At 48.4% G+C, this 26,117-nt stretch carries 24 protein-coding genes and 2 pseudogenes; 14 read left to right on the top strand and 12 right to left on the bottom strand.

The window, feature by feature from the left end; translation table 11 throughout:
- Nucleotides 1-169 precede the first annotated feature (169 nt).
- The 6 genes and pseudogenes from AC4PM4_RS09320 to AC4PM4_RS09295 all read right to left on the bottom strand — a co-directional run bounded on the left by AC4PM4_RS09320 (nt 170) and on the right by AC4PM4_RS09295 (nt 8,445).
- Complete coding sequence (locus tag AC4PM4_RS09320; protein ID WP_491613403.1) at nt 170-1,447, bottom strand: hypothetical protein; 1,278 nt, start codon at nt 1,445-1,447, stop codon at nt 170-172.
- 170 nt (nt 1,448-1,617) lie between these two features.
- Nucleotides 1,618-2,733, bottom strand: a complete 1,116-nt coding sequence (locus AC4PM4_RS09315) for a tyrosine-type recombinase/integrase (RefSeq protein WP_491613402.1) — start codon at nt 2,731-2,733, stop codon at nt 1,618-1,620.
- Between the two features lie 262 nt (nt 2,734-2,995).
- On the bottom strand, nt 2,996-4,957 hold the full coding sequence (locus tag AC4PM4_RS09310; RefSeq protein ID WP_491613401.1) for a B12-binding domain-containing radical SAM protein: 1,962 nt from the start codon (nt 4,955-4,957) through the stop codon (nt 2,996-2,998).
- A 72-nt stretch (nt 4,958-5,029) separates the two neighbouring features.
- Entirely contained in the window at nt 5,030-6,910 is a 1,881-nt protein-coding gene (gene recQ / locus AC4PM4_RS09305; RefSeq protein ID WP_072734229.1) for a DNA helicase RecQ, read from the bottom strand.
- Between the two features lie 344 nt (nt 6,911-7,254).
- Nucleotides 7,255-7,539, bottom strand: a pseudogene (locus AC4PM4_RS09300) (Rpn/YhgA-type helix-turn-helix domain-containing protein); the annotation flags it as partial.
- A 39-nt stretch (nt 7,540-7,578) separates the two neighbouring features.
- The gene (locus AC4PM4_RS09295; RefSeq protein ID WP_090808265.1) at nt 7,579-8,445 is read right to left on the bottom strand and encodes an Rpn family recombination-promoting nuclease/putative transposase; all 867 of its coding nucleotides are present in this window, start codon (nt 8,443-8,445) and stop codon (nt 7,579-7,581) included.
- 331 nt (nt 8,446-8,776) lie between these two features.
- Between AC4PM4_RS09295 and AC4PM4_RS09290 the strand changes: the two genes are divergently transcribed.
- Nucleotides 8,777-9,301: a DUF5412 family protein gene (locus AC4PM4_RS09290; RefSeq protein WP_491613400.1), complete on the top strand. Its 525-nt coding sequence runs from the start codon at nt 8,777-8,779 to the stop codon at nt 9,299-9,301.
- 74 nt (nt 9,302-9,375) lie between these two features.
- Here AC4PM4_RS09290 and AC4PM4_RS09285 read toward each other — a convergent pair whose 3' ends face one another.
- The 5 genes from AC4PM4_RS09285 to AC4PM4_RS09265 all read right to left on the bottom strand — a co-directional run bounded on the left by AC4PM4_RS09285 (nt 9,376) and on the right by AC4PM4_RS09265 (nt 14,443).
- A complete protein-coding gene (locus tag AC4PM4_RS09285; protein WP_491613399.1) occupies nt 9,376-10,479 on the bottom strand; it encodes a glycosyltransferase in 1,104 nt (367 codons plus the stop codon).
- An 80-nt stretch (nt 10,480-10,559) separates the two neighbouring features.
- Nucleotides 10,560-11,306, bottom strand: coding sequence for a class I SAM-dependent methyltransferase (locus AC4PM4_RS09280; RefSeq protein ID WP_063568330.1), 747 nt, complete (start codon nt 11,304-11,306; stop codon nt 10,560-10,562).
- On the bottom strand, nt 11,293-12,720 hold the full coding sequence (locus tag AC4PM4_RS09275; protein ID WP_491613425.1) for a nucleotide sugar dehydrogenase: 1,428 nt from the start codon (nt 12,718-12,720) through the stop codon (nt 11,293-11,295). The genes AC4PM4_RS09280 and AC4PM4_RS09275 overlap by 14 nt, the downstream gene beginning before the upstream one ends.
- Nucleotides 12,721-12,745: 25 nt before the next feature.
- Complete coding sequence (locus tag AC4PM4_RS09270) at nt 12,746-13,735, bottom strand: polysaccharide biosynthesis protein (RefSeq protein WP_491613398.1); 990 nt, start codon at nt 13,733-13,735, stop codon at nt 12,746-12,748.
- An 18-nt stretch (nt 13,736-13,753) separates the two neighbouring features.
- On the bottom strand, nt 13,754-14,443 hold the full coding sequence (locus AC4PM4_RS09265) for a glycosyltransferase (RefSeq protein WP_090808259.1): 690 nt from the start codon (nt 14,441-14,443) through the stop codon (nt 13,754-13,756).
- 355 nt (nt 14,444-14,798) lie between these two features.
- Here AC4PM4_RS09265 and AC4PM4_RS09260 point away from each other — a divergent pair, with 355 nt between their 5' ends.
- Nucleotides 14,799-15,509 carry a GT-D fold domain-containing glycosyltransferase gene (locus AC4PM4_RS09260; protein ID WP_079695341.1) on the top strand — a complete coding sequence of 237 codons (711 nt, stop codon included), beginning with the start codon at nt 14,799-14,801 and terminating at the stop codon, nt 15,507-15,509.
- A 111-nt stretch (nt 15,510-15,620) separates the two neighbouring features.
- Here the strand turns inward: AC4PM4_RS09260 and AC4PM4_RS09255 are convergent, their stop codons facing one another.
- Entirely contained in the window at nt 15,621-16,037 is a 417-nt protein-coding gene (locus AC4PM4_RS09255; RefSeq protein ID WP_063564344.1) for a hypothetical protein, read from the bottom strand.
- 189 nt (nt 16,038-16,226) lie between these two features.
- Between AC4PM4_RS09255 and AC4PM4_RS09250 the strand changes: the two genes are divergently transcribed.
- The 12 genes and pseudogenes from AC4PM4_RS09250 to AC4PM4_RS09195 all read left to right on the top strand — a co-directional run bounded on the left by AC4PM4_RS09250 (nt 16,227) and on the right by AC4PM4_RS09195 (nt 26,030).
- On the top strand, nt 16,227-17,360 hold the full coding sequence (locus tag AC4PM4_RS09250) for an RluA family pseudouridine synthase (protein WP_063564345.1): 1,134 nt from the start codon (nt 16,227-16,229) through the stop codon (nt 17,358-17,360).
- 114 nt (nt 17,361-17,474) lie between these two features.
- A complete protein-coding gene (locus AC4PM4_RS09245; RefSeq protein ID WP_072734237.1) occupies nt 17,475-18,053 on the top strand; it encodes an SLOG family protein in 579 nt (192 codons plus the stop codon).
- 121 nt (nt 18,054-18,174) lie between these two features.
- A complete protein-coding gene (gene speD, locus AC4PM4_RS09240; RefSeq protein WP_090894585.1) occupies nt 18,175-18,990 on the top strand; it encodes an adenosylmethionine decarboxylase in 816 nt (271 codons plus the stop codon).
- 179 nt (nt 18,991-19,169) lie between these two features.
- Nucleotides 19,170-19,580: a flagellar basal body rod protein FlgB gene (gene flgB / locus AC4PM4_RS09235; protein WP_491613397.1), complete on the top strand. Its 411-nt coding sequence runs from the start codon at nt 19,170-19,172 to the stop codon at nt 19,578-19,580.
- 228 nt (nt 19,581-19,808) lie between these two features.
- Nucleotides 19,809-20,300, top strand: a pseudogene (locus AC4PM4_RS09230) (GNAT family N-acetyltransferase); the annotation flags it as partial.
- A 201-nt stretch (nt 20,301-20,501) separates the two neighbouring features.
- Nucleotides 20,502-20,909, top strand: a complete 408-nt coding sequence (locus tag AC4PM4_RS09225; protein ID WP_491613424.1) for an NUDIX domain-containing protein — start codon at nt 20,502-20,504, stop codon at nt 20,907-20,909.
- A gap of 233 nt (nt 20,910-21,142) precedes the next feature.
- Entirely contained in the window at nt 21,143-21,658 is a 516-nt protein-coding gene (locus AC4PM4_RS09220) for an RNA polymerase sigma factor (RefSeq protein WP_090808254.1), read from the top strand.
- Nucleotides 21,655-22,992 carry a DUF4179 domain-containing protein gene (locus AC4PM4_RS09215; protein WP_491613396.1) on the top strand — a complete coding sequence of 446 codons (1,338 nt, stop codon included), beginning with the start codon at nt 21,655-21,657 and terminating at the stop codon, nt 22,990-22,992. The genes AC4PM4_RS09220 and AC4PM4_RS09215 overlap by 4 nt, the downstream gene beginning before the upstream one ends.
- Before the next feature lie 94 nt (nt 22,993-23,086).
- Nucleotides 23,087-24,130, top strand: coding sequence for a S66 family peptidase (locus AC4PM4_RS09210; RefSeq protein ID WP_491613395.1), 1,044 nt, complete (start codon nt 23,087-23,089; stop codon nt 24,128-24,130).
- Nucleotides 24,131-24,194: 64 nt separating this feature from the next.
- Complete coding sequence (locus AC4PM4_RS09205) at nt 24,195-24,500, top strand: hypothetical protein (protein ID WP_063564352.1); 306 nt, start codon at nt 24,195-24,197, stop codon at nt 24,498-24,500.
- A 365-nt stretch (nt 24,501-24,865) separates the two neighbouring features.
- Entirely contained in the window at nt 24,866-25,561 is a 696-nt protein-coding gene (locus AC4PM4_RS09200; protein WP_231952780.1) for a threonine/serine exporter family protein, read from the top strand.
- Nucleotides 25,562-25,580: 19 nt separating this feature from the next.
- The gene (locus AC4PM4_RS09195) at nt 25,581-26,030 is read left to right on the top strand and encodes a threonine/serine exporter family protein (protein WP_063564353.1); all 450 of its coding nucleotides are present in this window, start codon (nt 25,581-25,583) and stop codon (nt 26,028-26,030) included.
- Nucleotides 26,031-26,117 lie beyond the last annotated feature (87 nt).

Raw genomic sequence — 26,117 nt, 5'->3', positions numbered from 1 at the left:
TGAGCATAGGTTTCCATTGAATCCCCTCTCTTTATGCCAATTTCTTATAACGTTCCTGTATTCACGACCCGACGTATGTCGGGTGTCTGGCGACTGCCGGACCAAGGACGAATGTCCGCAGCGTGAATATTATGTTAGTTGAAGTTATTGTCTTCTTAGAGACGCTAAATTATTTAGATACCTCTTCACTTATACTTTCCCATACATCTAAAACAGGTTTTAAAAAATATCCTGGATTCCCTTCAGATATTTTCGTTCCCAAAAATTTAATGTTCCCAAAATATCTTCTCTGGAATTCGGTCATATAACTTCTGGATTTCCCATCAGAAGTTATTACAGAAACACAAAGTGCTTCCGCTTTATCTAGTGTCTCACTAACAGGAGTACCGTCCATTATTGCATCTACATCTCTAGATACCCATGCCTCATTGATATTAATTATACAAGTAGCTTTTGTTTCCTTAACATATTGAGCAAGCTCTTTCATAATTAAAAACTTATCTGATTTGTCTTCTGGAATAACAGAGCGTAACTCCCAGCCTTTGTAGGGCACTTTAATAAACTGTATCCATTGGTGATACTTATCTTTTTTAAGCACTTTCAAAGCCATTTCATTCAAAGTATCAGCAAACTTGAATGGATCATGTTTTGAACCAGTAAACTGACTAGGTATCTTGGAGAAATATCTTTTCTTAGCTGCTGATATTATTTGTTCATTCATTTTCACTGTATTCGTTTCAAATGTTCTTGTTTGAAAGTCACTTAATACTATATTTTGTGTTCTGAATGTTGCATTCATATTCATACAGCTATATTGTCCCGTCAGATCATCAAAGGATAACGGGTGTAAGGAATCTCGGAGTGAGCATTCAATATAATTAGAACCTGCTTGTTTATGTGCATCAAGAACGATATCTTTAGCAAAATTAAACCCGTATGCAAGAGCATCGAGAATTTCCCAATCAGGTAGGTCTTCGGCTACCCATCTTCGTTCTACAACTGCTATACACTCTTTTAATTGATGTTCAGGAATTTCAACTTTTTCTTTGATAATACTTTTTGCCTTGTGAGCAATTATCTCAGAGGGCAAAAGCGCTGGTATATCAAACTTATACTCCATAAGGTTAAAATAACTATGAATTAAAACATTTGCCTGGCTTTTTGTTTCAAGGTCTTTTTGATGAACGATTTTGACTCTCGCTTCATTAAGCCACTTCATAATTGGATCAGTTTTCATTTTTGATTGCCAATTTGGATACCAAGAATCAAAGTCTATAATTTTTTCTTTTTCATTTTGAAGAGCAAAAGTCAAATTTCTTAAAGCTTGAATGGTTGCATTGATATTTACTCTAAACCCTTCTGGATCGAAATAGTTATCATAGGCTTGGTGCCACAAACGATGTGCTTCAAGTAATCTTTTATGTGTATAAGGAATAATACAATCCATATTAGCCTCCCAGTATTAATTTATTTGTCACAATAATTTCAACTAACATTTAATTTATGTACTTCGCAAAATATCACACATTCATCGTAATATCTGAACTACGTATATGATAACCTATGCGGTAATATTTGCGAAGAAAAATTTGGTGAAAAGGGAGAATTATTGGGTTCTCAATCTCCCATTTCCATACGATCCAGTGGGCTCTGAATACGCTGAATATTTTTCGTGCTGACATGCGTATAGCGCTGTGTTGTTTTTGCACTCGTGTGACCAAGCAGCTCCTGAATGTAGCGCAGGTCTGTTCCGTTTTCTAGTAAATGCGTAGCGAAAGAGTGCCTCAAGGCATGAATACTAACTTTTTTCCCAATGCCTGCTCTTTGTCTAGCTTCTTCAAAAACCTTTTGCACGCTGCGCTCAGTCAGATGCCGATCCGAAGATTGTCCTGGGAACAACCAACGGTTGGGTCTATACGCAGCAATGTATTTCTGCACAATTTCCCAAGCAAGATTGGAGAGGAGCGTTCTCCGATCCTTCTGACCTTTTCCCTGCCTTACAATCAGTGTCTGACGCTCAATATCCAGATCGCTATAGCGTAGACGAACGACTTCGCCTACACGCAGCCCAGCCGAATAGGTGAGATACAGTAGGGTCTTATGCTTGAGATTAGTTACGGATTTAAGTAATTGAGCAACCTCTTTTTCAGACATGACGTTGGGCAGTTTGGTTTGACTCTTTGGACGAATATACTGGATCTCTGTCGGGTTATGAAGCACATGTTTGCAATAGAATCGGATCGCACTAATCGTCTGATTCACACTGGAATGGGAAACGCCTCGCTCAAGCAAACTCAAACAATATGTCTGGACATTGGATGTGCTGATGTCTGTATCTACTTGAGGAACACTAGCCAGAAATCGTTCAATTTGACTACAGTATGCTTTAATGGTTTTGCGACTGTATCCTCTTAATTTTAGCGCTTGCTGTAATTGATCTCTTTTCCATTTAGGATGTTCTCCACTTATCTTCCAGTTCCTCAATACGTCACTCTCCACCCACAACTCCGGGCTAATCTGCACATGTACTGAATCAAAAAGGTTCGTAAATTTCTGGATCGTTACAATCGTATTAGGGATGATCCACCGTTTCGCTTCGGACTCCCACCGTCTACCCGCTATCTGCCGAATGCGCTGAATATGCTCATTGTTATAGGAAATTTGGACATATAATAAGTCGGCTGAACCTTTAGTTATGGTAATTGTTTCTTCCGTTTTAGCCTTATCATTCATACGAAGCCCTCCTTTAACTGAATTGGACATGTGATTCTATAGATTCGAGTAAACAAAAAAAGGAAGACCATTCTCATCCCGTATGGGAATCCAATGACCTTCCGATGCTTTCGGAAAAATTTGAAGTTGTAAAAGGTAAAGCTTAGCTCGGCTTATGCAATGGCAAGCCGGTTAAGGCTGAGGTGCTGCGCCCATTTCGGGCAGCACCTCACGGGGGGGCACCGCGTTAATGATCGCGGTGTTCTCCCACATGCCGCTGCACCTACATGGCAGCGGCTTCTTCTCCCAGCGGCAGCGTGTAATACTGCGCCTGCTGCCCTTCATGCTGCTGGTACACCACGACCAGCAGCGTCCGGCCTTTCGCGGCAAGCGGGCTGGCGCCAGCAAGCACTCGCTCAAGCCGGAACGGAAGCACATCCAATACGGTGTGCTTCTGCAGTTCCTTTTCGCCGAGACCGAGGTCGGCGAAAGCACGGGCACCCATGACCGTCTGTGCGGTCATGGCTGAGGTCATCGGCAACGCACGCGAAGCGTTGCCGTCCACCCCGTCCGCCGCATCCGCGGCAGAGTCTTCCCCGGCAGCAGCCGAACTTCCCGCAGCGGCCGTTGCACTCGTGCCGCTGCTTTCCAGCCACGCCGTGCCTGTGGCACCGGCAATACGCGGCAGGCGAACGTCTTCCGGACGTTCAGCCAACGTTTTCATATAACCCGCCCACTGGTCTTTCTGGAGTGGATCTTCCCACCAGATTTTGCGTGGTTTGTACTTGTGGCCGAGGAAATAATCCAGCTTCATCAAGCCGAGCACAATATCCATATGCGGCGTGTTGCGCGACTCCAGGAAGCTGTGTAGACGAGTGAACAGATCCTCCAGCTGGTGACCGATCTTCTGCCAGCCCTGACCCTCCCAGTAATCCCCGAACGCCTGGAAGAAATCAAATGGCGAATCGAACTCCTGCTCCATCAGATACTTCAGCGTATGGTCCATCCGATGTGCGTTCCAGTATTTCTCCAGCACATCCTCCAGCCGCTTCAGGCGCACGATGTCGCTGAACGGCAGCACGTCACTGCCCAGAATCTCATACGGCGCGTGATCCATATACGTATAGTTGTACTTCTCCGCATCCAGACGCAGACCCGTACCGCGCAGCATTTTGAGGAATCCAAGCTGAAGCTCTTCCGGCCCCAATGCAAACACATCGTTAAACGTCTTACGGAACGTATTGTAATCTTCCTCCGGCAGTCCGGCGATGAGATCCAGATGCTGGTCAATTTTGCCGCTGGCTTTCACCTTGTTCACGGTACGACTCAGCTTCGAGAAGTTCTGGCGGCGTTTCACCAGTTCATTCGTTGGATCATTCGTGGACTGAACCCCAATCTCGAACCGGAATGTGCCTGGCGGCGCATTCTCTGCCAGATAGTCCAGTACCTCGGGACGCATAATATCAGCCGTAATTTCAAACTGGAACACCGTCCCCTGATGATTCTCGATCAGGAATTTGAACATTTCGAGCGCATAATCCCGCTTGATGTTAAATGTCCGGTCCACAAACTTGATCAGTTTCGCACCCTTCTCAATCAGGTACAGAATGTCCGACTTTGTCCGCTCAATATCGTAATACCGCACGCCGACCTCAATACTGGAGAGACAGAACTGACAACTGAACGGACAGCCACGGCTGGTCTCAAAATAAACAACCCGTTTCCCAAGCTCCGGGATATCCTCCTCAAATCGGTGCGGTGACGGCAGATCGTTCAGATCCGCTTTTGGCCGTCCTGGCATGAGAATGACCTCTTCCCCTTTGCGATACGCCAGTCCATAGACGAAATGGAACTTCTTGCTCCCCGTAAGCTCCGTCAAAAGCTGATGCAGCGTCTCTTCGCCTTCACCCATCACGATGAAATCAACATTGGGAATCCGGTTCATCCAATATTCCGTGTCGTAGGACACTTCCGGCCCGCCCAGCAAAATTTTTACGTTCGGCATAACCTTTTTCAGATTATCAATGACCTTGATCGTCTCTTCAATGTTCCAGATGTAACACGAGAACCCAATCACGTCCGCACCGCGCTGGTACAGATCAGATACAATGTTCATCACCGGGTCCTTGATCGTATACTCCGCCAGGTCAATATCAAAATCCTTCTCACTGTACGCCTTCAGACACCGCAAGGCCAAAGAGGTATGGATGTACTTTGCATTTAATGTAGAGAGAATAACTTTCATGGTTCACAACCTTTGTCTGGACCACCAGACTATATTTTTCATTTCCAAACGTAAGAATCTTCATCCAACATCTCACTCGTATTCATAAAAAGCATCATCATCCGTATCCACGTCTTCGCCCGTTTGCTTCTGGAAAAACTCCAGGAACGGCAGTCCGTACTTACGGTACTTGACCTCACCGACCCCTTTAATATCCAGCATGTCACGTTCTGTCCTTGGACATACCACGCTCATCTCGCGCAAGGTCGCATCATTGAAAATAATGTACGACGGCACATGCTCTTTCGCCGCCAGATCACGGCGGATCAGACGCAGCTGCTCAAATACCGTCTCGTTAACCGCAGATGGCATTGCATCGCGTCCGCGACGTCCACCGTAGTTTGTACCCGAAGCCGTCGCCGCCGTCTTGCGGACCACCCGCTGCATCACTTCACGCTGACCTTTCAGCACTTCCACTGCCAGTGGTTGCAAACGAACAACTGGATACTGCCCCTCGGAGAGCATCAGGTACCCTTCGGACACCATAACGTTGATGATTTCCGCGATCTCACGTTCCGTACGATTACCCATCACGCCGTAGGTTGGCAGGGAGTTGAAGCCGTAATCGAGCACTTTTTTGGCACGGGAACCTTTGAGCACCGAAGCAACCAACGATACACCATACCGTTCACGCATGCGGTGAATGCAGCTGAATATTTTCTGCGCATCAATCGTCATATCCACCAGCTCACGGTCGTCCGTACATGAACTGCAAATGCCGCATGGCTTGTCCTCATGCACCTCACCGAAATAATCCAGCTGTGCACTGCGCAAACAACGCGTCGTGTAACAGTAATCCACCATCTGTTGCAGCTTCCGGTAATCGTTTTGTTTGCGGTCGCCCTCCATCGGGTTCTGCTCGATCAAGAACTTCTGGGTGATAATGTCCTGTGCTCCGAATAACAAAATGCACTGGCTCGGCTCTCCGTCCCGTCCCGCACGCCCGGCTTCCTGCACATATGCCTCCATGTTCTTCGGCATGCTGTTATGAATAACGTAACGTACGTTGGATTTATCAATCCCCATCCCGAACGCATTTGTCGCCACCATCACCCGGATATCATCGTATAAAAAAGCTTCCTGGCTCTGGGACCGTTCATCGTCCGTCATCCCGGCATGGTAGCGTCCTGCTGGCAATCCCGCCTGCAGCAAACGCTGATGCAGATCGTCCACGTCCTTACGGGTAGCGGCGTACACAATACCCGGCTCGCTGGCGTGCTCGCGCGCGTAATTCAGGACAAAGTCCTTTTTGCTCTCGCCGCGCAGCACGCTAAACGCCAGATTATCTCGCCCAAGTCCGGTCACATACGTCTGCGGGTCCTGCAAACGCAGCAGCCGCAGAATATCTCCCATGACCTCGGGCGTCGCTGTAGCCGTAAAGGCCGCAACCACCGGCCGCTCCGGCAAACTGTCCACAAACGGCGCTACCGCCAGGTAGCTTGTCCGAAAATCATGCCCCCACTGCGACACACAGTGGGCCTCATCCACAGCAACGCACGAGATTGGCAAATAGCCCATCTCCTCGCGGAACCAGTCTAGCTCCAGTCGCTCAGGCGCGACGTAGAGCAGCTTCAGCTCACCGCGCTGCGCCGCGCGGATGCGATCATTCACTTCTTTGCCGCTGAGCGTACTATTAATATAAGCGGCTGCAATACCAGCCGTGGTCAGGGCATCAACCTGGTCCTTCATTAATGAGATCAATGGGGAGACGACAAGCGTCAATCCCGAATATAACAAAGCGGGGATCTGATAACAGATCGATTTCCCGCCCCCGGTTGGCATAATACCCAGCGTATCTTCACGTTCAAGCAGGCTGGCTACGATCTTTTTCTGTCCCTCACGGAAGTCGGGGTAGCCATAATATTTTTGCAGGAGACCCTGCGCTTCTTCTAATGTAGGTGTTTGCACACTCATGTAAAGACTCCTTACTTATCACCGGTGTTCTTCCACCAGCTTGGTCCGATCCGATTCTGACATCCGAAAGCGGCATATACCGCATCCTTGACAACAAAATGGCGTTCTCATGACTTGTCCGTCAAGCAAACGCCGCTCCCTTTAGTTTAACGGCCCAGACCCGAATGAGCAACCGCGTTTTACTGTAAAACGATCTTTGGCAAATGTGTAACAGCGGTATATCCTGAGTGATCCGGAAAGAATGCAAGTAGAATCAGGTGTGAGTGAACATTCTAGGACAAATTAAAAAACAACCGCCTGCCCTTTTGGGGACAAGACAATTGTTTAGATTTAAAACACATTTGCTAATCTTTTAGCGCCTCAACTTCAGATTCAGTTAGACCACTCGTTTTGACAATGATAGAAACTTCAATGCCGAATGAAAGCATATTTTTAGCTATTTCAAAAGCCTTTCTTTTTTCACCTTCCGCTAATCCCTTTTCCGTAGCCCATTCAATCATTGAGGCTTCATCGTGCAAATACTTTTGCCGCTCTTCATACAAACGACATGCTTCACGATCCTGACTTAGAAACTCCAGCGTATCCATCGCTTTCTTCAACGTAGGTTCATTCATTTGCAGCACCTCCCATTGTTTGTGGGGACGAGTTTTTTTCTGTGGGTTGCGTTGCTAATCTTTTAGCGCCTCAACTTCAGATTCAGTTAGACCACTCGTTTTGGCAATGATTGAACCTTCAATGCCGAATGAAAGCATATTTTTAGCTATTTCAATCGCCTTTCTTTTTTCACCTTCCACTAATCCTTTTTCGATTCCCTTAGCAATCCCCTTCTCCGTAGCCCACTCAATCATCGAGGCTTCATCGTGCAAATACTTCTGCCGTTCTTCATACAAGCGACGCGCCTCACGATCCTGACTCAGAAACTCCAGCGTATCCATCGCTTTCTTCAACGTAGGTTCATTCATTTGCAGCACCTCCCAATTTGATTTGTCAGCACCTTTCAGGAACAAAAGCCAGTTAATCAGACCACCTTCCATCGGAACGGATTGATCATCCAGCTTGGACAGCTCCATAAAATGAACTTCGAGATCATCACTCAATTCAAGTCCAGTGTGGTCTTCCCTCAGATGAAATACATTATGATAACGCTCATTTTCGATAAACGAGTAATTTAAAATATTAATTGTCACACACTTTTTCAGTTCCTTGTAAGTTTGGCCTTCCTGCAACTGACTGGAATAACGCTTGCTCCAATAGTATAAGGTCCGCTTTTCAATATCGTATTTATTAAATAACTGCATCTCAATGTTGATCAATTTACCTTCAGCTGTTTTAGCCCAAATATCAAATATGGACTGTTTATCCAGCGGAGCATCTTTATCGGTATACGGATTAAGGAGTACAATCTCCGTCAGCGGCTGTTCCCCCGATTCTGCAAACGTTCGGTTCAAGAACACTAGCAGTACATCTTTATTTTCTTCACTGCCAAAAATACGCTTGAAAACAAAATCGTTCCGAGGATCGAGCAAATCAGACATCTGACCATCAACTCCGTTTCTTTCTATTATACCATGCTTGGCATGCTTAATTGCAGCATCAACCACCTTTGGGCAAGTTAAACATTCCACACCAAACTACGGTCTCTTACTGCTTCCTCAAGTCTTGAATTTGCTAAGAAGGCTCTCTTCCTCCATTTAACTTAACTCCCGCTTTTTTAAGGATTATTTTAACTTATTTGTTATTAATTAATATTCGCAATGTGTTACCATCGATTAATGATTAGCTTACAGAAAAGACATTTTCGTACCTACATATCCATTACCCTATATCGTTCGATCCCACTACCATTAAAGGAGGGCCGGTTTATTTATGTCGAAACAACATGCACATGCTAGTGACTCTTCAAACATCTCACCACCAAAATCGTGGATACGCCGACACCCGATATTCACTGCACTTTCAATATTGATTTTTGTTCTATTCGCCGCTGTATTCCTCTATTTCTGGCTTCGCCCTTACTTCTCCACGTTTGATCGTTCCGAACAAGGAGATCTGAGCTACTCCATGCCTTCAAGAAACGGAGAATATACCGCCGAGATTTACGGTGTGCCCTATGGTGGTGCGGCAGGTGGAGTCACAATCTGGGTGGATGTGAAAAAAACGAATGATCCGAATGATTCTATCGTAAAAAACATATATCGCGCCGAGTACCACGGACATGACCATCTGGAATGGAAAAGTGAAAATACCCTCCGAATCGAAAACTGGAATGAGTATGTAGATGAAACCATTACGCTAAACATCGATGAAGAAATCTATGACGGCCGGGGCTGGGCATGCCAAAGCCTGCGCATGAAGGACCATTACGTTCGATGTCTGGCACCCGAAAAATAAAACCACAAATAACAGCCCCGCACGCCGACTCTTACGGCAAGCGGGGCTGCTCTTATTCCTAGAAAAGATCAATACTACTCTTGCTCTTGCTCTTTCTCTTCCGGCCCACTGTTCCCCTTACTCACCATCGCTTCAATCTTCTGCCGATTGGCGAGCAGGCCGGGGTCATTCGGCAGATACTCCCTTGCTTTGCTGTTATGCAGGAGCGCCTGCTCCCAGTTTCCCATGTGAGCGTAACAAAGGGAGAGCCTGGCGTGTGGTAGCCAAGTGCGGCATGCCGCAGGTACGGGACGTAGACCTGGATCGCGACTGCTGACATCGAGCGCTTGCATATACCAGTAGATGGCGGACACAATCTCCTGCCTCTCATGGAAGCAGGCAGCGATGGCACAGCAGAAGTCAGCATGCGGCAGATCGAATTGAAATGATTGCAGCAGCGCACCCAGCTTCCGACCCGGCTCGCCAAGCAGCTCATAACATTCCGCCAGCCGCGCGCAGGCGATGAGCCGATCCTCGCGATAGCCGCTCTCCTCCAGCAGCAGCTTCGCATACGCCCGAACCGCCGCCGCATAACGCCGGCGGTCGTAACATTCGCCTGCATAATAGAACAGCAGGCGTCCCTGGGCTGCGCCCTCTTCGGCGATCCATTTGCGCAGAATGCGCACGTTTCGCGCCGAATGATGGCCCGCTTCGCGGCGGTGCGTGACGGCAATGTCTGCCGTAATGACACCGCTCTGCGGGAAGCCTAACTGCTCGTGCAGCCGGCCATGCCAGCGGCACCCCGCTTCCCGCTTAACGAGGCGCAACCGTCGGTCCGTCACGAGCGGACTTCCCTCCGGCCCCTCGGCCAGCGTATAGCCCAAGATCACAGCCGCCGTCTCACCGCCGGACGGCAGCTGCTGCTTCAACCTTTCAAGCTTCGCCCGTTCCGCGGGCAGCAGCACATCATCCGCATCCAGCCACAGGATATATTCCTGCGTGGCCTGGTCGAAAGAATAATTCCGCGCTGCAGCAAAATCGTCCTTCCACTCATACGTGTAGACCCGGTCGGTGTATTGCGCGGCTATCTCTTTCGTACGGTCAGATGAACCGGTATCTACAATAACGATCTCGTCCACGATGCCGGCGACCGAGTCGAGACAGCGAGCAAGCGTGCGTTGTTCGTTTTTCACAATCATACACAGACTGATGGTGATCACGGTTTAAGCCCCTTCCTCGTCTTATGCGTATTGCGTTTTTTTCTTCTTGGCCTCATATACTACCCTTCCCCGGTCTCCTGACGACGCAGACGTTTAACCTGCTCCACCGCATTGTCCAACGCCTTTTTGCGTTGATTCATCAGACGAAGGTGATTCTGTTCCACGGCGGCAAAATGTACATGATCCAGCTTCATCCACTCCGTCAGTTGGCTTGTGGTAGGCGAGACATGCAGCTGCGTTTCCCGCCGCCTGCGTGCCACGCAACATAGATATTTATGATGAATTTCCAGCTTCAATACTTCAAAATAAGGCATCAGGCACATCGCCAGGTTCCCGGCGTAGAATGTCTGCTTGTGATCGTAGAACGGATGATACCCGTAAGGAACCGTGACGACCAGCGTCCCTTTTTCATGCAAAAGGCGATGAATATTCATTAACAACGTTTCGGGATGTGCAAAATGCTCCAGCACTTCACCCAGCAGCACCGTATCGAATGGTGTTCTGCCTTTCCACTGGGTAATATCCAGCATACGAAAATCCACTTTATCCTGTACCGGCTTCGATTCCTTCGCCAGCTCTTGCTTGGCATACCGAATGCTCTCTTCTTCCAGATCAATCCCGGTTACCCGAAAGCCTTCCCGTGCCAGCAAAATGGAGGTGATGCCCTGGCTGCATCCAATATCCAGAATTCGTTTACCTGTCGCTTCCCGGCACATCCAGTGAATGCGGGTACGTGTGGCTTCATGTGATTCCTCCGAATTGATCTCGCCATAATAACGCTCACTTACCCGATCATGATTCGCCATGGCTGCCTCCTGACGTTTCCCTCAAGCTTTCAGGGCTCACATCCGGCCTAATCGGCTGTCCAAGCACCACGATATTTCCACCGACACATCCGGCTGTAGCATTACGTGTATCGAAGATCAGCTTCGCATGATCCGCCATCTCCTGATAATCGAAGCCCGTATGATCCGTCGTAATCATGACCAGATCAGCCCCTGCCCACAATGCTGGTGATGCTGGTTGAGCATGAGCAACCGTGCCATCATCCTTGCGGAACACAGGCACCATCGGATCGGTGAAGACCACGTCTGCCCCTGCTTCACGAAGCAGTCTATAGACATCCAGCGCTGGCGATTCACGCAAGTCGTCGATATCTTTTTTGTACGCCATACCCGCCAGTACAATTCGGGCTCCCTGCATCGATGAACCGTTCTGTTCGAGCAGCTCGGCGGCACGCTTGACCACTCTTTCCGGCATTTTTCGATTGGTCGCATCCGCAAGCGAAATGAATTGCAGTTCCGATCCCTGACGGCCAGCGGCCCAGGACAGATAGATCGGGTCAATTGGAATACAGTGTCCACCAATACCCGGACCCGGATAGAACGGCATATAACCGAACGGCTTGGTCGCCGCAGCGTCCAGCACCTCCCAGATGTTCACGCCCATTTGCTCACAGGCGGGTGTCAGTTCGTTCACGAGCGCGATGTTCACGCTGCGAAACGTATTTTCGAACAATTTTGCCGTCTCCGCCACTGTTGTTGAACTAACGGGAACGATCTCGTTCAGGAACGAACCGTAGAATGCTTTTCCATAAGACAGACAGGACGGCGTGGAGCCGCCAATGATTTTAGGTGTATTTTTCACCCCATAATGCACACTTCCGGGATCTACCCGCTCTGGAGAATAACAGACATGGAACTGCTGTCCTACTTTCCACCCTTTCGCAGCTTCGATCGGATGCTTCACACGCTCTTCGGTGGTGCCAGGATATGTGGTACTTTCCAATATGACAAGGCTGCCCTCCTGAAGATAAGGCGTTATGCCATCCACCGCTGCAGCGATAAATGAAATGTCCGGCTGATGCTCGGCGGTCAAAGGCGTAGGCACACAGATAACTATGACATCGGCCTGCGCCACTGCTGTGAAATCCGTGCCTACCATGAACAACCCGGCCTGAGCAAGGGATTGCACCACCTTATCCTCAATGCCGATCACATACGATTTCCCGGCACGCAGCTTAGCCACCTTCGCACCATCGATGTCAATTCCGTGCACCTGATATCCAGCCTGCGCCATCTCCACCGCCATGGGTAACCCAACATACCCGAGACCAATGACGGCAGCTTTCAGGGAGCGGTTGTTTATGTTTTGAAGCGTGGTACGTTCCTGTATTTCCTTATTTCCTTCGTGTTTGCTGCTCTCTACCATTCCTTCCACCTCCAAACGGTCCGCCTCCCTTCTATTAATCGATAAAGCCGCCTGCACGCAAAAATTGGGCAATCGCTGACCGGTTCATCATCGCGCTGTCCGAACGATACTCGGAAAAGGTCACACGAGGCAGACCACTATACGGATCTGTCAGGCTTTTGTCCGGTTCTTGTGGCAAAATCACATAATATTGCTCGTCATATTTGTAGGTACGTGGTGCCTCGAATGGAGAAATGAGTACTTCATGCAATTTTTCACCCGGACGAATCCCGGTTACTGTATAGTCGTGAGCCGGACGACCTGCCTGTTCCAGCATGACCGAAGCCAGATCCGTCATCTTGCAGGCCTTCATTTTCATCACAAACGTCTCACCGCCCACTGATGCCTCAGCCGCCTTCAATAACAAATGGATGGCCTCCGTTCGCGTCAGGAAAAAGCGGGTCATGCCTTTGTCCGTAATGGTCAGGCTCTTGCCTTCATCAATCTGACGACGGAATAATGGAACAACACTGCCGCTGGTTCCGAGCACATTCCCCCCACGAATACACACAAAACGGGTGGACTCGCTCAGTCCATTGGCACGAATCATCATCTTCTCACCCAGAGCCTTGGTCATGCCATAAACGTTAATCGGATCTACCGCCTTGTCGGTGGACACGTCAATGACTTTGGCAACCTGCATGTGAATCGCAGCGCGAATAATATTCTGCGTGCCGATGACGTTGGTCTTGAATGCTTCATCCGGCTGATCCTCGCATACCGGAACATGCTTCAGTGCAGCCAGATGGAAGAGAACATCCACCCCACGACAGGCTTCCTCCACAGCACGATAGTCGCGAATGTCCCCGATGACAAAACGCAAACGTGCATCATGACCGAAATCCCGCTGCATCGCAATCTGGGCGTACTCATTACGCGAGAGAATCCGAATCTCGGCCGGATTCTGCTCCAGCAGCACCTCAGTCAGTTTTTGTCCCCAGGAGCCTGTTCCTCCGGTGATCAGAATCGTTTGTCCTTTAATCATGGTTGAATCCCTCCTTGTTCAGATCATGAATTCGCGTAATACCGCAGCCATCTCTTCCCGGTTTAACCGATCTTTGGGCGGTACTTTTTTGATCGAAGTATTGCTGGAATGCACAATATTCACGTAATTGCGCGGAACTAGCAGCTCATGCGGAAGCTCAATGACATTGCCATGTGTTCCCCGGCCCGGCAGCTTCACCCGGTATCCTGCTGCGTACTCCGCCGTTTTATATAGGTAGACATAGAACTGCGGGGAACGATGGAACGCTGGAGCCATCTCATGATTCACGCTGTCCCACAGATATCCATTCTGATTAATGAGTGCCATCGTTCCGGGCTGCGGCTGCACATCATAGAGCTGTTGAACAAACGTCTTGTGATACAGATCATCTGAATCCAGTCGGGCTATATAGATATCCTCTGCTCCCTCGGCAAAAGCCAGAATGGCACGCACACTTTCGATATTTGTTCCAAAACGGATATTGGAAGGCAATGGCTCCTGTTCAGCCAAAATCTCTTGCATCAGTTCCCCGGATTCCTTGGACAGCTTCACCACGGTCAGGAAATCCTGATTCGTCTGGGCCTTAAGGCAATGCAAGGTGAATCTACGAAAAATACCCACCCGCCGCTCCAGCCATTCTCTCGTCAGCCGCTGCGGGTCCATCCCATAATTGTTGAAGTTAATCTCAATAACCACTCTTCTGGACATACCCTTCCTCCTCATTCATTCTGTGATCTTCTTTCAATTCAGTCAGACTATTTTCATAGTCTTTGCAGCCCTTTCCACGCCAAAAACGGCCTCTGTCTGCTTGAAGCTGCCATACAGAAGCTCTAGTCAATCCAGCCGACTCTATAACGTATGAAAAAATAATAGAACCGGTCCGGACACTTGCACGTGTTCTTCCATAAATCAGCTTTTACATAAGCCCGCCAGCGCTCACCTGTACCGGAAGTAGATTGATATATACCCGAAGATGCGCCCTGCGGGTCGAACGCACAATACGTAGTCGAATCCGCAACATAGAATAGAGCAATTGAATTTTCAAAGGGGGCCTTATACCAGAATGAATGCAATCTATCTTGAAATGGATGGTGTGCTGGATCAACTTGAAGCCGCTGTGAGAGAGCAGCGTCCTTTCTCTCTGGTCCGTGTGGGCGATGGGGAGAATATCGTCATGTCCCAGGAAACGGTCTGGACCACGGAGCAGGTTCTGCAAGAGCGTTGGGCCATCAAGGCCAATCTGGGTCAAAAAGGACTGCGTCTACCCAATCTGCAGCTCCGGGATGAGGTAGCCGCTTCCTTACAACGGGCGAATATCGTAGGCGTTCTTCCACACGGGGACAGTACCATCAAAGCCCCGGAGCATCTCAAAAGACAGCTGACCGACACGGTGTTCGCGCATTTCGGCATTTCTCCGGCACTGACTTGCCATGCCTGTGTCAATCGGGAACTCGCGCAGGTGCCCCGCTTCTGGAGTATGCTCGCAGGCAAGCGAATACTGCTCGTTACCCGCGAGATTGAACAGCTGCGGGCCATGCTCGTTCAGGAGCCGTATCACCTGAATATTACAGCTGCGCTGCGGTTCGACAGCTGGGATCAGATGCAGGAAACACTGCAATGGATTCAAACGAATCAGGATACCTTCGATGTAGCTCTCTTCTCCTGTGGCGTAAACGCGGTTGTCCTTGCGGAGCGGACAGCGGCACTTGCGGGCAAAGTCGCCATCGACTTCGGCAAAGCCAACAACATCATTTTGAAAGGCCGCGCCAACTAGTTTGTAAAAGTGGATACTACAACAAAAAATCCCGGACTCCTTGGAGCCGGGATTTTTGTCTGTTCATCATAATATGCCATATGATAACACTCTTCCTGTTGAGCCTTCTGTTCACAGGAACCAATTGGTGGCTGCAATACCATAGAACACTTCGGGTCCGGTTCGTACCGATGTGGATACCCCTGAAATAAACGAGGTATACACACTTTCCAGTGCAGGCGGTGCGGACAGATCCTGTGCAGTGAACGAATGAAATTCAGCGCCACCGTTCTGACCTACTGTACCTTCGGCGCGATAGATTACAAAGAACGGATCGTAAACACTGCCCCGTACAAGTTCAACAACGAACGTATCCCCCACTTCTCCAGTAACGCCAACCGTGCCATTCAAGGTGATAATGGGGTTTGGGACACCAAGGGTCTGCAGACCAATGGAGCCAAACGCTTCCGGCGAAGGAGACAGGGACAAACCCGGCTGTCCTACGAATCCCGAGTTCATCGAACTTCTCATATCGAGAAACACACCCATGAGTAACACCTCCAATGCTATGGGATACGTTATTCTATGAATCTCGACTCTCTTTGGACTGGATGGGTAACAGATTCCATCCACCTATTTTTATTTGCCCCCGGTTAATGGTATATTGAACTGCATAACGAAATGAACGGATCGTATGCACACAAGCGGTACAGGCTGTTCAGAAGGAGATTACTATTTATGAATAAACGTAAACGCCCAACAGGCAATACATCGGCCAAGGGGAAAGCATCCGCAGGTTCGTCCACAGCACGGTCTGGTCGGTCCACTTTTACTTCCGCCAAATCATCAGGACCATCCGCATCACGCAATGCAGGAGCGGCGAAGAAGCCAGTAGCCGCCAAATCCTCCGCGGCTCCCAAGAAGGCCGGAGCACCCAAACCCAAAGCAGCCAAACGCTCGGGCAATTCCTATTATCGCAAGCAAGAACCACCACGCCCATACAAGGTTACTGAACCGGATGAGCTGCTCAACTTCTTGCTGAAGCACTTGAAGTCCGGCCGGAATGCGGTCAAATCCATTCTGGGTCGTGGTCAGGTTTCCGTTGATCAGAAAGTGGTGACCAAGTTTAATCTGGAGCTGACGCCAGGGCAAATCGTAACGATCAGCAAAGAAGGCGCAGTTGCCGCTCCTTCCCTGACGGGCATTAACATTTTGCATGAAGACGATGATATCATCGTCATTCGCAAGGAAGCCGGACTGCTATCCATTGCCGCTGACAAAAGTGATGATCTTACCGCTTATCGCCAGTTGACCGAGCATGTTCGCCGTACCGACGCGCTGAACCGAATATTTATTGTCCATCGTCTGGACCGCGACACTTCAGGTGTCATGATGTTTGCCAAGAGTGAAGAAGTGCAGCAGAAGCTGCAGGACAACTGGAAAGAGAATGTACAGGAACGTTTGTATATTGCCCTTGTGGAAGGCGCCGTTGCGAAAGAAGAGGGCACCATTTCCTCATGGTTGAAAGAAACCAAAACGCTCAAAATGTATTCTAGTTCTCGCCCGAATGATGGACAACATGCCATTACTCACTACAAACGTCTACAGTCGAACCGCGAGTTCTCCTTGCTGGAAGTCCGTCTGGAAACGGGACGCAAAAACCAGATTCGTGTGCATATGGAAGATTTGGGCCATCCCATCGCAGGCGACAAAAAATACGGTGCTCATACCAAAACACTGGGTCGCCTGGGACTGCATGCACGAGTTCTCTCGTTCATCCATCCAACGTCGGGTGAGTTGATGAGATTTGAGACCGACATTCCGAAACAGTTCCTCTATCCATTCCGTACGGATGCTCCACCAGCGAACTAACGGGATGATTCAAAGAACAGGCATTGCTGACTCAGCGATTTCAGCCGATTCTGGACAAGCCTCGGTGCCGGAACTGGCCGATGGACTGACCACGCCTGAAAGGAGGAAGCGATACTGAAAAACTTGCTGATTACCGGTTATCGCGCACATGAACTACAGATCTTTGGACAGAAGCATGAGGGAATTCCTTTCATCAAAAAGGCGATCTCCTCCCGTCTTACGCCCCTGGTCGAAGACGGGCTGGAATGGGTGCTGACACCGGGCCAATACGGTGTAGACCTGTGGGCCTGCGAAGTGGTGCTTGAGCTGAAAAAGACGTTCCCGGATCTGAAGCTGTCCATCATTACCGCTTTTCAGAATCCCGAGGAACAATGGAAGGAAGACAAACAGGAATATTATCGCTCCATTCTGCAAGGTGTGGACTATTATGGTGCGATTAGTCATCAGCCGTATATCGGCCCGTGGCAGTTTACTGCGCGGGATGACTTACTGCTGCGCAAAAGCGACGGTCTCCTGCTCGTGTATGATGAAGATGCCGGGGATGGAAGTCCCCGTTTTATTAAGGAAAAAGCGGTCAAAAAACAGCAGAATGAAGATTATACGATCATCAGCGTCACCTCAGAGGATATCCAATCGGTCGCCGAAGATGAACGGATGAACGATGTTGGGGATTATGAAGATTCTTCATTCTGATCTGCGCACGACTGGAGTAGCAAAGAATGACGTACATATGTTTTTTTTGGCGGTAGGTTGGGTATAAGTAGTAGTAAAACTGCGATTACCATGTCGTATGGGACAAAGGGGAACTGCAACCATGACATTAACGCCAGAGCAGCGCATTCAACTGCATGGATTCAACAACCTGACCAAGTCGCTGAGTTTCAATATGTACGATATCTGTTATACGAAAACCAAAGATGAACGCGAAGCTTACATTGAATATATTGATGAACAATATAATGCGGCCCGGTTGAGCAAAATCCTGAACAACGTGTCTGACATTATCGGTGCCCATGTGCTGAATGTCGCCCAACAGGACTATGTTCCCCAAGGTGCAAGTGTGACGATGCTTGTGTCGGAAGGCCCCATTGTGGAGATCCCCGAAGAATCCTTCGATGAATCTCCAGGCCCTCTGCCCGATAATGTCGTCATGCAGCTCGACAAAAGCCATATTACCGTTCATACGTACCCCGAATTCCACCCGAGCGAAGGCATCAGTACGTTCCGGGCAGATATTGACGTCTCTACCTGCGGTGAAATCTCGCCGCTAAAGGCACTGAACTATCTGATCCACTCGTTCGATACGGATATCATGACGATGGATTACCGGGTACGTGGTTTTACACGGGATACGAGTGGACGCAAGCTGTTCATTGATCATGAGATCGGCTCGATCCAGAATTACATTCCGGATGAGATCAAGAGCAGCTTCGACATGATTGACGTGAACGTCTATCAGGAGAACATTTTTCACACCAAATGTAAACTGAAAGAATTCGATCTCGATAACTATCTGTTTGGTTATACCAAAGATAAACTGAGCAAAGTCGAACAACAGGAAATTACGGAGTGGTTGAAGCTGGAGATGGATGAGATTTATTATGGCAAAAACATCAATCGTCCTTCTTAATTGCTGATTCGGAGGACTGATTCATACGGGCTGGGACAAGGATAAGATGTCATGAAGCAGGATTTCGTAATGGAAACCTCCGCCATGCGCTTGTCCTTTTCTTTTGCCTAACTTGACAGGCAGCAGCTCATTTTTTTATGATGAAAGCAATTGCATTTCCATTGAAGGAGACTGAGCCGTTGATTGAAACGAACACTTCCAGACGCAATGAATCTCTGTTACAAGCGCTGAACGCGCAGCACAAGGTTACCACTGAAAATATTGCCAATGCAGACACACCCAATTACAAAAAGAAATCGGTGGAGTTTGAGGAAGAGCTTAGACGTATCATTGAGAATGGCAAAACAGATCAGCTCGATATGAAACGGACTCATGAGAAACACTTTCCGGTCATTAATGCCAATGACTCCATCGTAAACTACCGTATTGTCGAGAACAACGAAACATCCATGAATAATAATAACAATAACGTTGATATTGACAAGGAAATGGCGAATCTTTCGGAGAATCAGCTTATGTATAACTACATGGTTGATCGGGTCAGCGGGCACTACAAGAAAATGAAAAACCTGTTGCAGGATATGAAATAATGATGGTAGAGCAGCCCTTTGGCTGCTTTTTGTTTTGTCTACATTCGGAAATATCCAGATGATCTATTTTGAATTATATTGATCTATATTAAACGCATTTAGCGTCGCTTTTCTTTTCCTAATCAGGAGGATATGCTCCCCTGCTTGTGCCCTTTTTCGGTATCCTCTCTGTTTCGTAGTATAATGAGATAAAATGTATGATTTCATATCCAATAAAAGAGGTGCAACATGGCTCCACGTCATTTAAATGCTTTTCAAGGCTCCAAAGTCCGGCTAGCTGCTCCTTGCCCAGAAGACTGCATGCGGCTCTCCCGCTTTACTGACAGTTATGATTACTTGCGTAATCTGGATACCGATATTGCTGTTCCGCTAACGCCGGATGAGACGGGGTCATCCGCAGTTCGTAGAGACAATGGCTTTGAATTTGCACTGCGTACTCTCGAGGACAATCGGTTCATCGGATTCACGGCCCTCTACCGAATTGAGTGGAATAACCGCTCTGCACGCCTGGCCATTGGTATTGGTGATGACAAAGATCGGGGTAAAGGATACGGCAGTGATGCTCTTGCCCTGATTATTCGTTATGGATTCCATGAATTGAATCTGAACAGAATTGCGCTGGAAGTAATTGAATACAATGAGACTGCCCGACGCGCCTATCTGAAAGCCGGATTTCGGGAGGAAGGCCGTCAGCGCTCTGCCGTTCTACGGGATGGCACGCATTATGATCTGATCTCCATGAGTATCCTTGCAGAAGAATGGTCAACGCAGACCAAACTTCCGCTCGCGTTTCAGTCTACTCATGTCCAAGGAGCTAAACAGACGGAAGATCACTCAGACTCACGATTGGTCGCTGCCGAAGGATCTGCGTTGTCCTTACTTAACACCAAAGGTACAGAGAACTCTCCTGTGCAACCTCGGATTGGTGTCGGAGCGGTCATCCTCAACGAACGTAATGAAGTCCTTTTGGTTTGGCGGAATCGTCAGCCTGAACAGTACACCTGGAGTATCCCTGGGGGCAAAGTCGACCCATACGAATCGCTGGAAACGGCGGTTATTCGGGAAATTAAGGAAGAAGTCGACCTCGATATTGCCATCGAGGGATTACTCTGCACCGCAGAGACGATCCGACCTGAAAAACAAGAACATTGGATTTCCGTCCTCTACTCAACTCGAGTTATTGGTGGCATTGCTCGTAACCTCGAAGAAGGCGGAGCGATTGGTGAGATCGGTTGGTTCCCGCTGGATGATCTGCCATCGCCACTTGCTAGTTTCGCGGTGCCTGGTCTGGAAGTTGCGAAGAAATTCCATCTTTATTCGGAAGATTGAAATCGGGAGAAACGAATCTCATTACGGTCAGACAAGTCATATGAAACAAAACAACCGCCGAACTCCTCTCTCTAACATTAGGGGAGCTTGGCGGTTGTTTTCAGTTTTCTGCGCAATTTCCTTCTTTGTGGTAGTCTCAGTACGTGTATACATAACTTTTTTTCCAAAATCAAGAACCGTTTGGCCCTTTGCACGGTCTAATACGCAACAACATCCATGAAAGGAGGAGCCATGTGACCCCTGCTCAACTGACCATCGCCGCACAAAAAGGGGATGCCGAGGCTTTTGCAGCCTTAATGGAGATGCATCAGAGCCGACTGTACCGGATCGCCTGTGCCTATCTGCACAACGAGGGCGATGCGCTGGAAGCGATACAGGAATGCACCTACAGAGCTTATCGAAAGCTCAAGAAATTAAAAGAACCCTCCTATTTCGCCACTTGGCTAATCCGCATTCTGCTGAACTACTGTGCAGACGAACGCAAACGCAAGAGCCGGTTCAGCCACGTTACCGAAATTCATGAACCCAGCAGCTGGGACCAGCCCGCAGACCCTGATCTGGCCGCAGCCGTCTCTGCGCTGGATCGGGATTGCAAACCAATTATTATTCTAAGCTATTTCGAAGGTTTCTCCTTAACAGAGGTCGCTGATATTCTCGAAATTCCGACCGGAACCGTAAAATCCCGACTGCATCGAGCACTTAGGCAGCTCCGGGACCAACTTGAAACGAAAGGAGATGTAACATCATGAGCGATGAAATGAAGCCATTTGAAGCCATTGAGCAGCGTCTGAATGATCGTAAAACAGAATACGACGCCATGTCTGTACCGGATGCCGAAGCATATCAGGCTGTTCAGGCTGGAATTCGTCAGGCTGCGCGCAAGCGCAAGTCCCGGCTGCGCTGGGTTATGAGCTCCATATCGGCAGCCGCAATCATCCTCGTGTTTACGGGATGTATCCGCGTCTCCCCCGCTTTTGCGTCCTTTGTGGAGCAACTGCCAGGCATGGAGGGCATCGTCAGTATGATTCGCCAGGACAAAGGGTTAATGATGGCTATCGATCAATCCCTCTTGCAGAAGGTTGGTGTGACCGATGAGCATGATGGAGCTTCGGTGACCGTGGACAGCATCATTACAGATGAGTCACGCATGGTTATTTTTTACACGATGAAAGGCATGAAAGATCCAGACAAGGGTATGTATGACATCGATTTGCTTGATGAGCATGGTAAGAATCTTCCTGTTGGATTTAGTTATTCTTCCCCTAAACCGACTTCAGACGAGAATGTTTATGAAAATTATATCGATGTTATCTTTACGGGCGATGCTTCCCCCCCCGAAGAACTAAGTGTTGTATTTAAATCCAGATATAAAGGGAGTTCTAAAGAGTGGAAAGTTACTTTCCCAGTAGACACTGATTTAACGAAAGGTATGAAAAAAATCATCCCGGTAAATCAAACGTTAATGGTAGATGGGCAGCGTATTGATGTTAAACAGGCTACCCTTTATCCAACTCGTTTTGTGCTTGATGTAAAATTCGATCCAAAAAATACAAAGAAGATCTTTGGACTGGATGATCTTCAATTGGTCGATGAACAAGGCCGCGCATGGAGAACAAACACCACGACAGGTGAGGATGAACGATCCATTTATTTTGAAAGCATGTACTTCTCTATTCCGAAAAAGCTGACTTTACAAGGATCTGGATTTTCGGGGTTGAATAAAAATGAACTGGATATTGTCGTTGATCTGAAATCACACAAAATTACAGGCGGTCCATCTGGATTGAAGATGCTTGGAAGCAAGGTCGTTGGTAAAGATTTGGTTATCCATTTCTCTGTGGATGGTAGTATGGAAGGCAAGTTCATTCTAGCTTTCAGAGATGTTATGGACAAAGCAGGTAAAGAATATCAGATTCCAGGCTCCAATTGGAGCAGTGGAGATGGAACAGATGAAAGACATACAATTATCTCTTCTACTATTCAAAATGGGGCTAAGATGAAAGGGGAAATAAAGATGCATATTTCCACCTATCCAATGAAATTTAAATCACCATTTTCAATGGAAATCCCGGTGAACCCTTAATCATTTTCAGAATCATGCTGGTATAAGCGCAATTATTCTTTATAATGGAAACATTCGTTAAATTGATATGTTCACAAGAAAGGGTGTTTCCAAAATGAATAACCGTTCTATCCGTTACCCGCAACCACTCGCTCCGGGAAATACCATTGGCGTGGCTGCACCATCCAGTGGTGTAAGTGAATCCTTGCATCATTACCTTGAAGAGAGCAGACACAATATGGAGCGCCTTGGCTTTGGTGTTCAGGAGAGCCCATTTCTACGGCATAATGCCAAATGTGTAAGTTCATCCAAGGAAGATCGCGCCGCCGAGATGAATGCATTTTTCCGTGACCCTGAGATTCAGGCTATTATCCCTCCGTGGGGTGGAGAATTCCTTATGGATATCCTGCCCCTGCTCGATTGGGAAGCTTTGAAAACCTTACCGCCCAAATGGGTCATGGGATATTCAGATATCAGCACCTTTTTATTCGCATACACCCTGATCACCGGAACGGCTTCGGCACATGGTACGAACTACGTGGATCTAAGATCCAACGAGCTCGATCCGGTGACCGCCCGCTGGATTGATGTATTACAGACAGGCCAGGAAGGCCAGATCACTCAATCTTCCTCCACTCACTATCAATCGGAATGGAAACCGGAGTTGTCGACGTTCAATCTGGATAATCCTTCTCTCTGGAAACAGCTGGGGCAGTCCGAAGGAGCAGACTCGCAAGTTACATTCTCAGGTCGGTTGATCGGTGGCTGTATGGATACAATCACCTGTTTGATTGGCACGCCTTACGCACCTGTTGGAGCGTATCTTGATCAGTATTGTGCAGAAGAAGGAACGATCTGGTATCTGGAAAGCTGTGAGATGAATGCGGGTGATATCTACCGTCATCTGTGGCAGATGAGACAGGCAGGCTGGTTTGCAGGCGTAAAAGGCTTCATGTTCGGCCGACCTGCTGGTTATTCCGATACAGGAGATTTCAATTTCATCGATGCCCTGTCTTCGGCTCTCGGAGATATGGATGTTCCCGTACTGTATGATGTGGATCTTGGCCACATCCCGCCACAGTTAACTTTTGTGAATGGCGCACTGGGCAATGTGGCTTATGAGAATGGGCATGGAAGACTTGAGATGGCATTTGTGTGATCACCTTTTGTAGGCAGATGCATACCTTGAAGTAAGAAATTATTTTGAGGAAGGGTTGTGCATCATGTCTGAATCCACATCCACACCATCCGCACGGGTCGTATACCAAGCCAATCAACCAATGCTCCAATCCGTGCAAAGTGTACGGAATATGCTTCATCATACAGCCCGGCAGCATGTAGGCAAGAATGTGCAAGTCCAGAATATCGATGGTCAGGTATGGGAAGGTGTCATTATCAGCGCAGATCGGGGAATACTGTATCTCCAGGTTACGCCGATGCATGGATATCCTGAGCCACGTGCCTTGTTTGGACCAACCATTCTGCCACTCGTGCTGTATGAGCTGTTGGTCATTACCCTGTTGATGTAGTTGTTTTTTGTCTCGATTGAGCCTAACCCAAGAAGCTTCACTCCCTTTGACCATCAGGCCCCGGGAGCGAAGCCTTTTTGGGTTTTAGGAGTTATCGGGTTATCAATTTGGTGTGAATGTATGCATTAATCTCTGCAACCTGAATGACTTCCTTTAGTTCGTGCGGTATGTTTCCTTGCTAACGTGTGAAATATGATACAATGGTGTCGGCACCAAGCCTTATCTCATATGAACGGAGCTTGATCCGGTTGGAATATATCCCTCATGATCCTCCACCCGTGCCTCAGTCTGAGACGGAGCTGGTTGGGACAAATCATACTGAACAATCCCGCGTGATTGCAATCTGTCTATTGGCAGGCAAAATCATGCTGCAAAGCGGCGGTGAGACCTATCGTGTGGAAGATACGATGAAACGCATGGCTGCCGCGCTGGGCCTTCCCCATTCGCACAGTTATGTTGTGCCCACAGGTATCTTCTTCTCGGTTGATGCAACCGAGCCTGCCAAGCTGATACGGATCTCTGAACGAACCACAGATTTGCACAAGGTATCCGAAGTGAATGCCGTTTCCCGGCGTATTGGACAAGGTGAATTGTCCGTTGAGGATGCCTATGCATTGTTACAACAAATTGAGGGACAGCCCTCCTCCTATTCTGCAGTTGTGCGGCTTACGGCGGCGGCATTATCCAGTGGGTGCTTTACCATTATGTTTGGTGGAGGCTGGGTCGACTTTCTCCCTGCGGTACTCTGCGGTGGTATTGGCTATGCAGCGGTCATTGCCTTCCATCGGCTGGTACTCGTGAAATTTTTTGCCGAGCTGACAGCTTCATTTGTCATCGGTCTGCTCGCCTTTTTGCTTGTGTATATGGGCGCGGGTCATGAACGGGACAAAATCATTATTGGCTCAGTCATGCCCCTGGTACCGGGACTGCTGATTACCAATGCTGTGCGTGACCTGATGGCCGGGCATCTTGTGTCCGGGTTATCCAAGGGAGCCGAGGCGTTTCTGACGGCTTTTGCGATCGGTACCGGCATTGCTGTTGTTTTTTCACTTTTTACGTAAGATGGAGGAGTTGCAGGTTATGCTTCATTTTATTGAACAGGCCCTGACCAGCTTTGTTGCCTCGGCCGCATTCGGTATTATTTTCAACGCTCCTCGGCGCATGCTGCTTCACGGTGGATTTGTCGGCATGATCGGCTGGATCATCTATATTGTGCTCGAATATGCTGCGGATGCTGTTCCTGCTACCCTGGCAGCGACCATCGCGGTAGGTGTCATCAGCCAGCTGTTCTCCCGCATGTTTCGCGCGCCCGTCATTATCTTTAGCGTGGCAGGTATCATTCCGCTCGTCCCCGGTGGACTGGCTTACAATGCGATGCGTAATTTTGTGCAAAATGATTACGGTGCAGCCATGGAGATGGCTGCCAAAGCACTCATGTTATCCGGTGCCATCGCGATCGGACTTGTATTGTCCGAGGTGTTGAACCAGATGATTCGTCGTATACCTGAATCATTGCGAGCAAAATCCTAACACAGCAGAAGAATATATTATCACTAAACTAAAACGATAAAGGCCTGTTGGAGACAGGGTAAACGCTGTCCTTCACGGGTCTTCTAT

It is taken from the genome of Paenibacillus sp. MDV22-iso6 (assembly GCF_058408365.1).
This window is presented reverse-complemented; position numbering and strand designations above follow the sequence as displayed.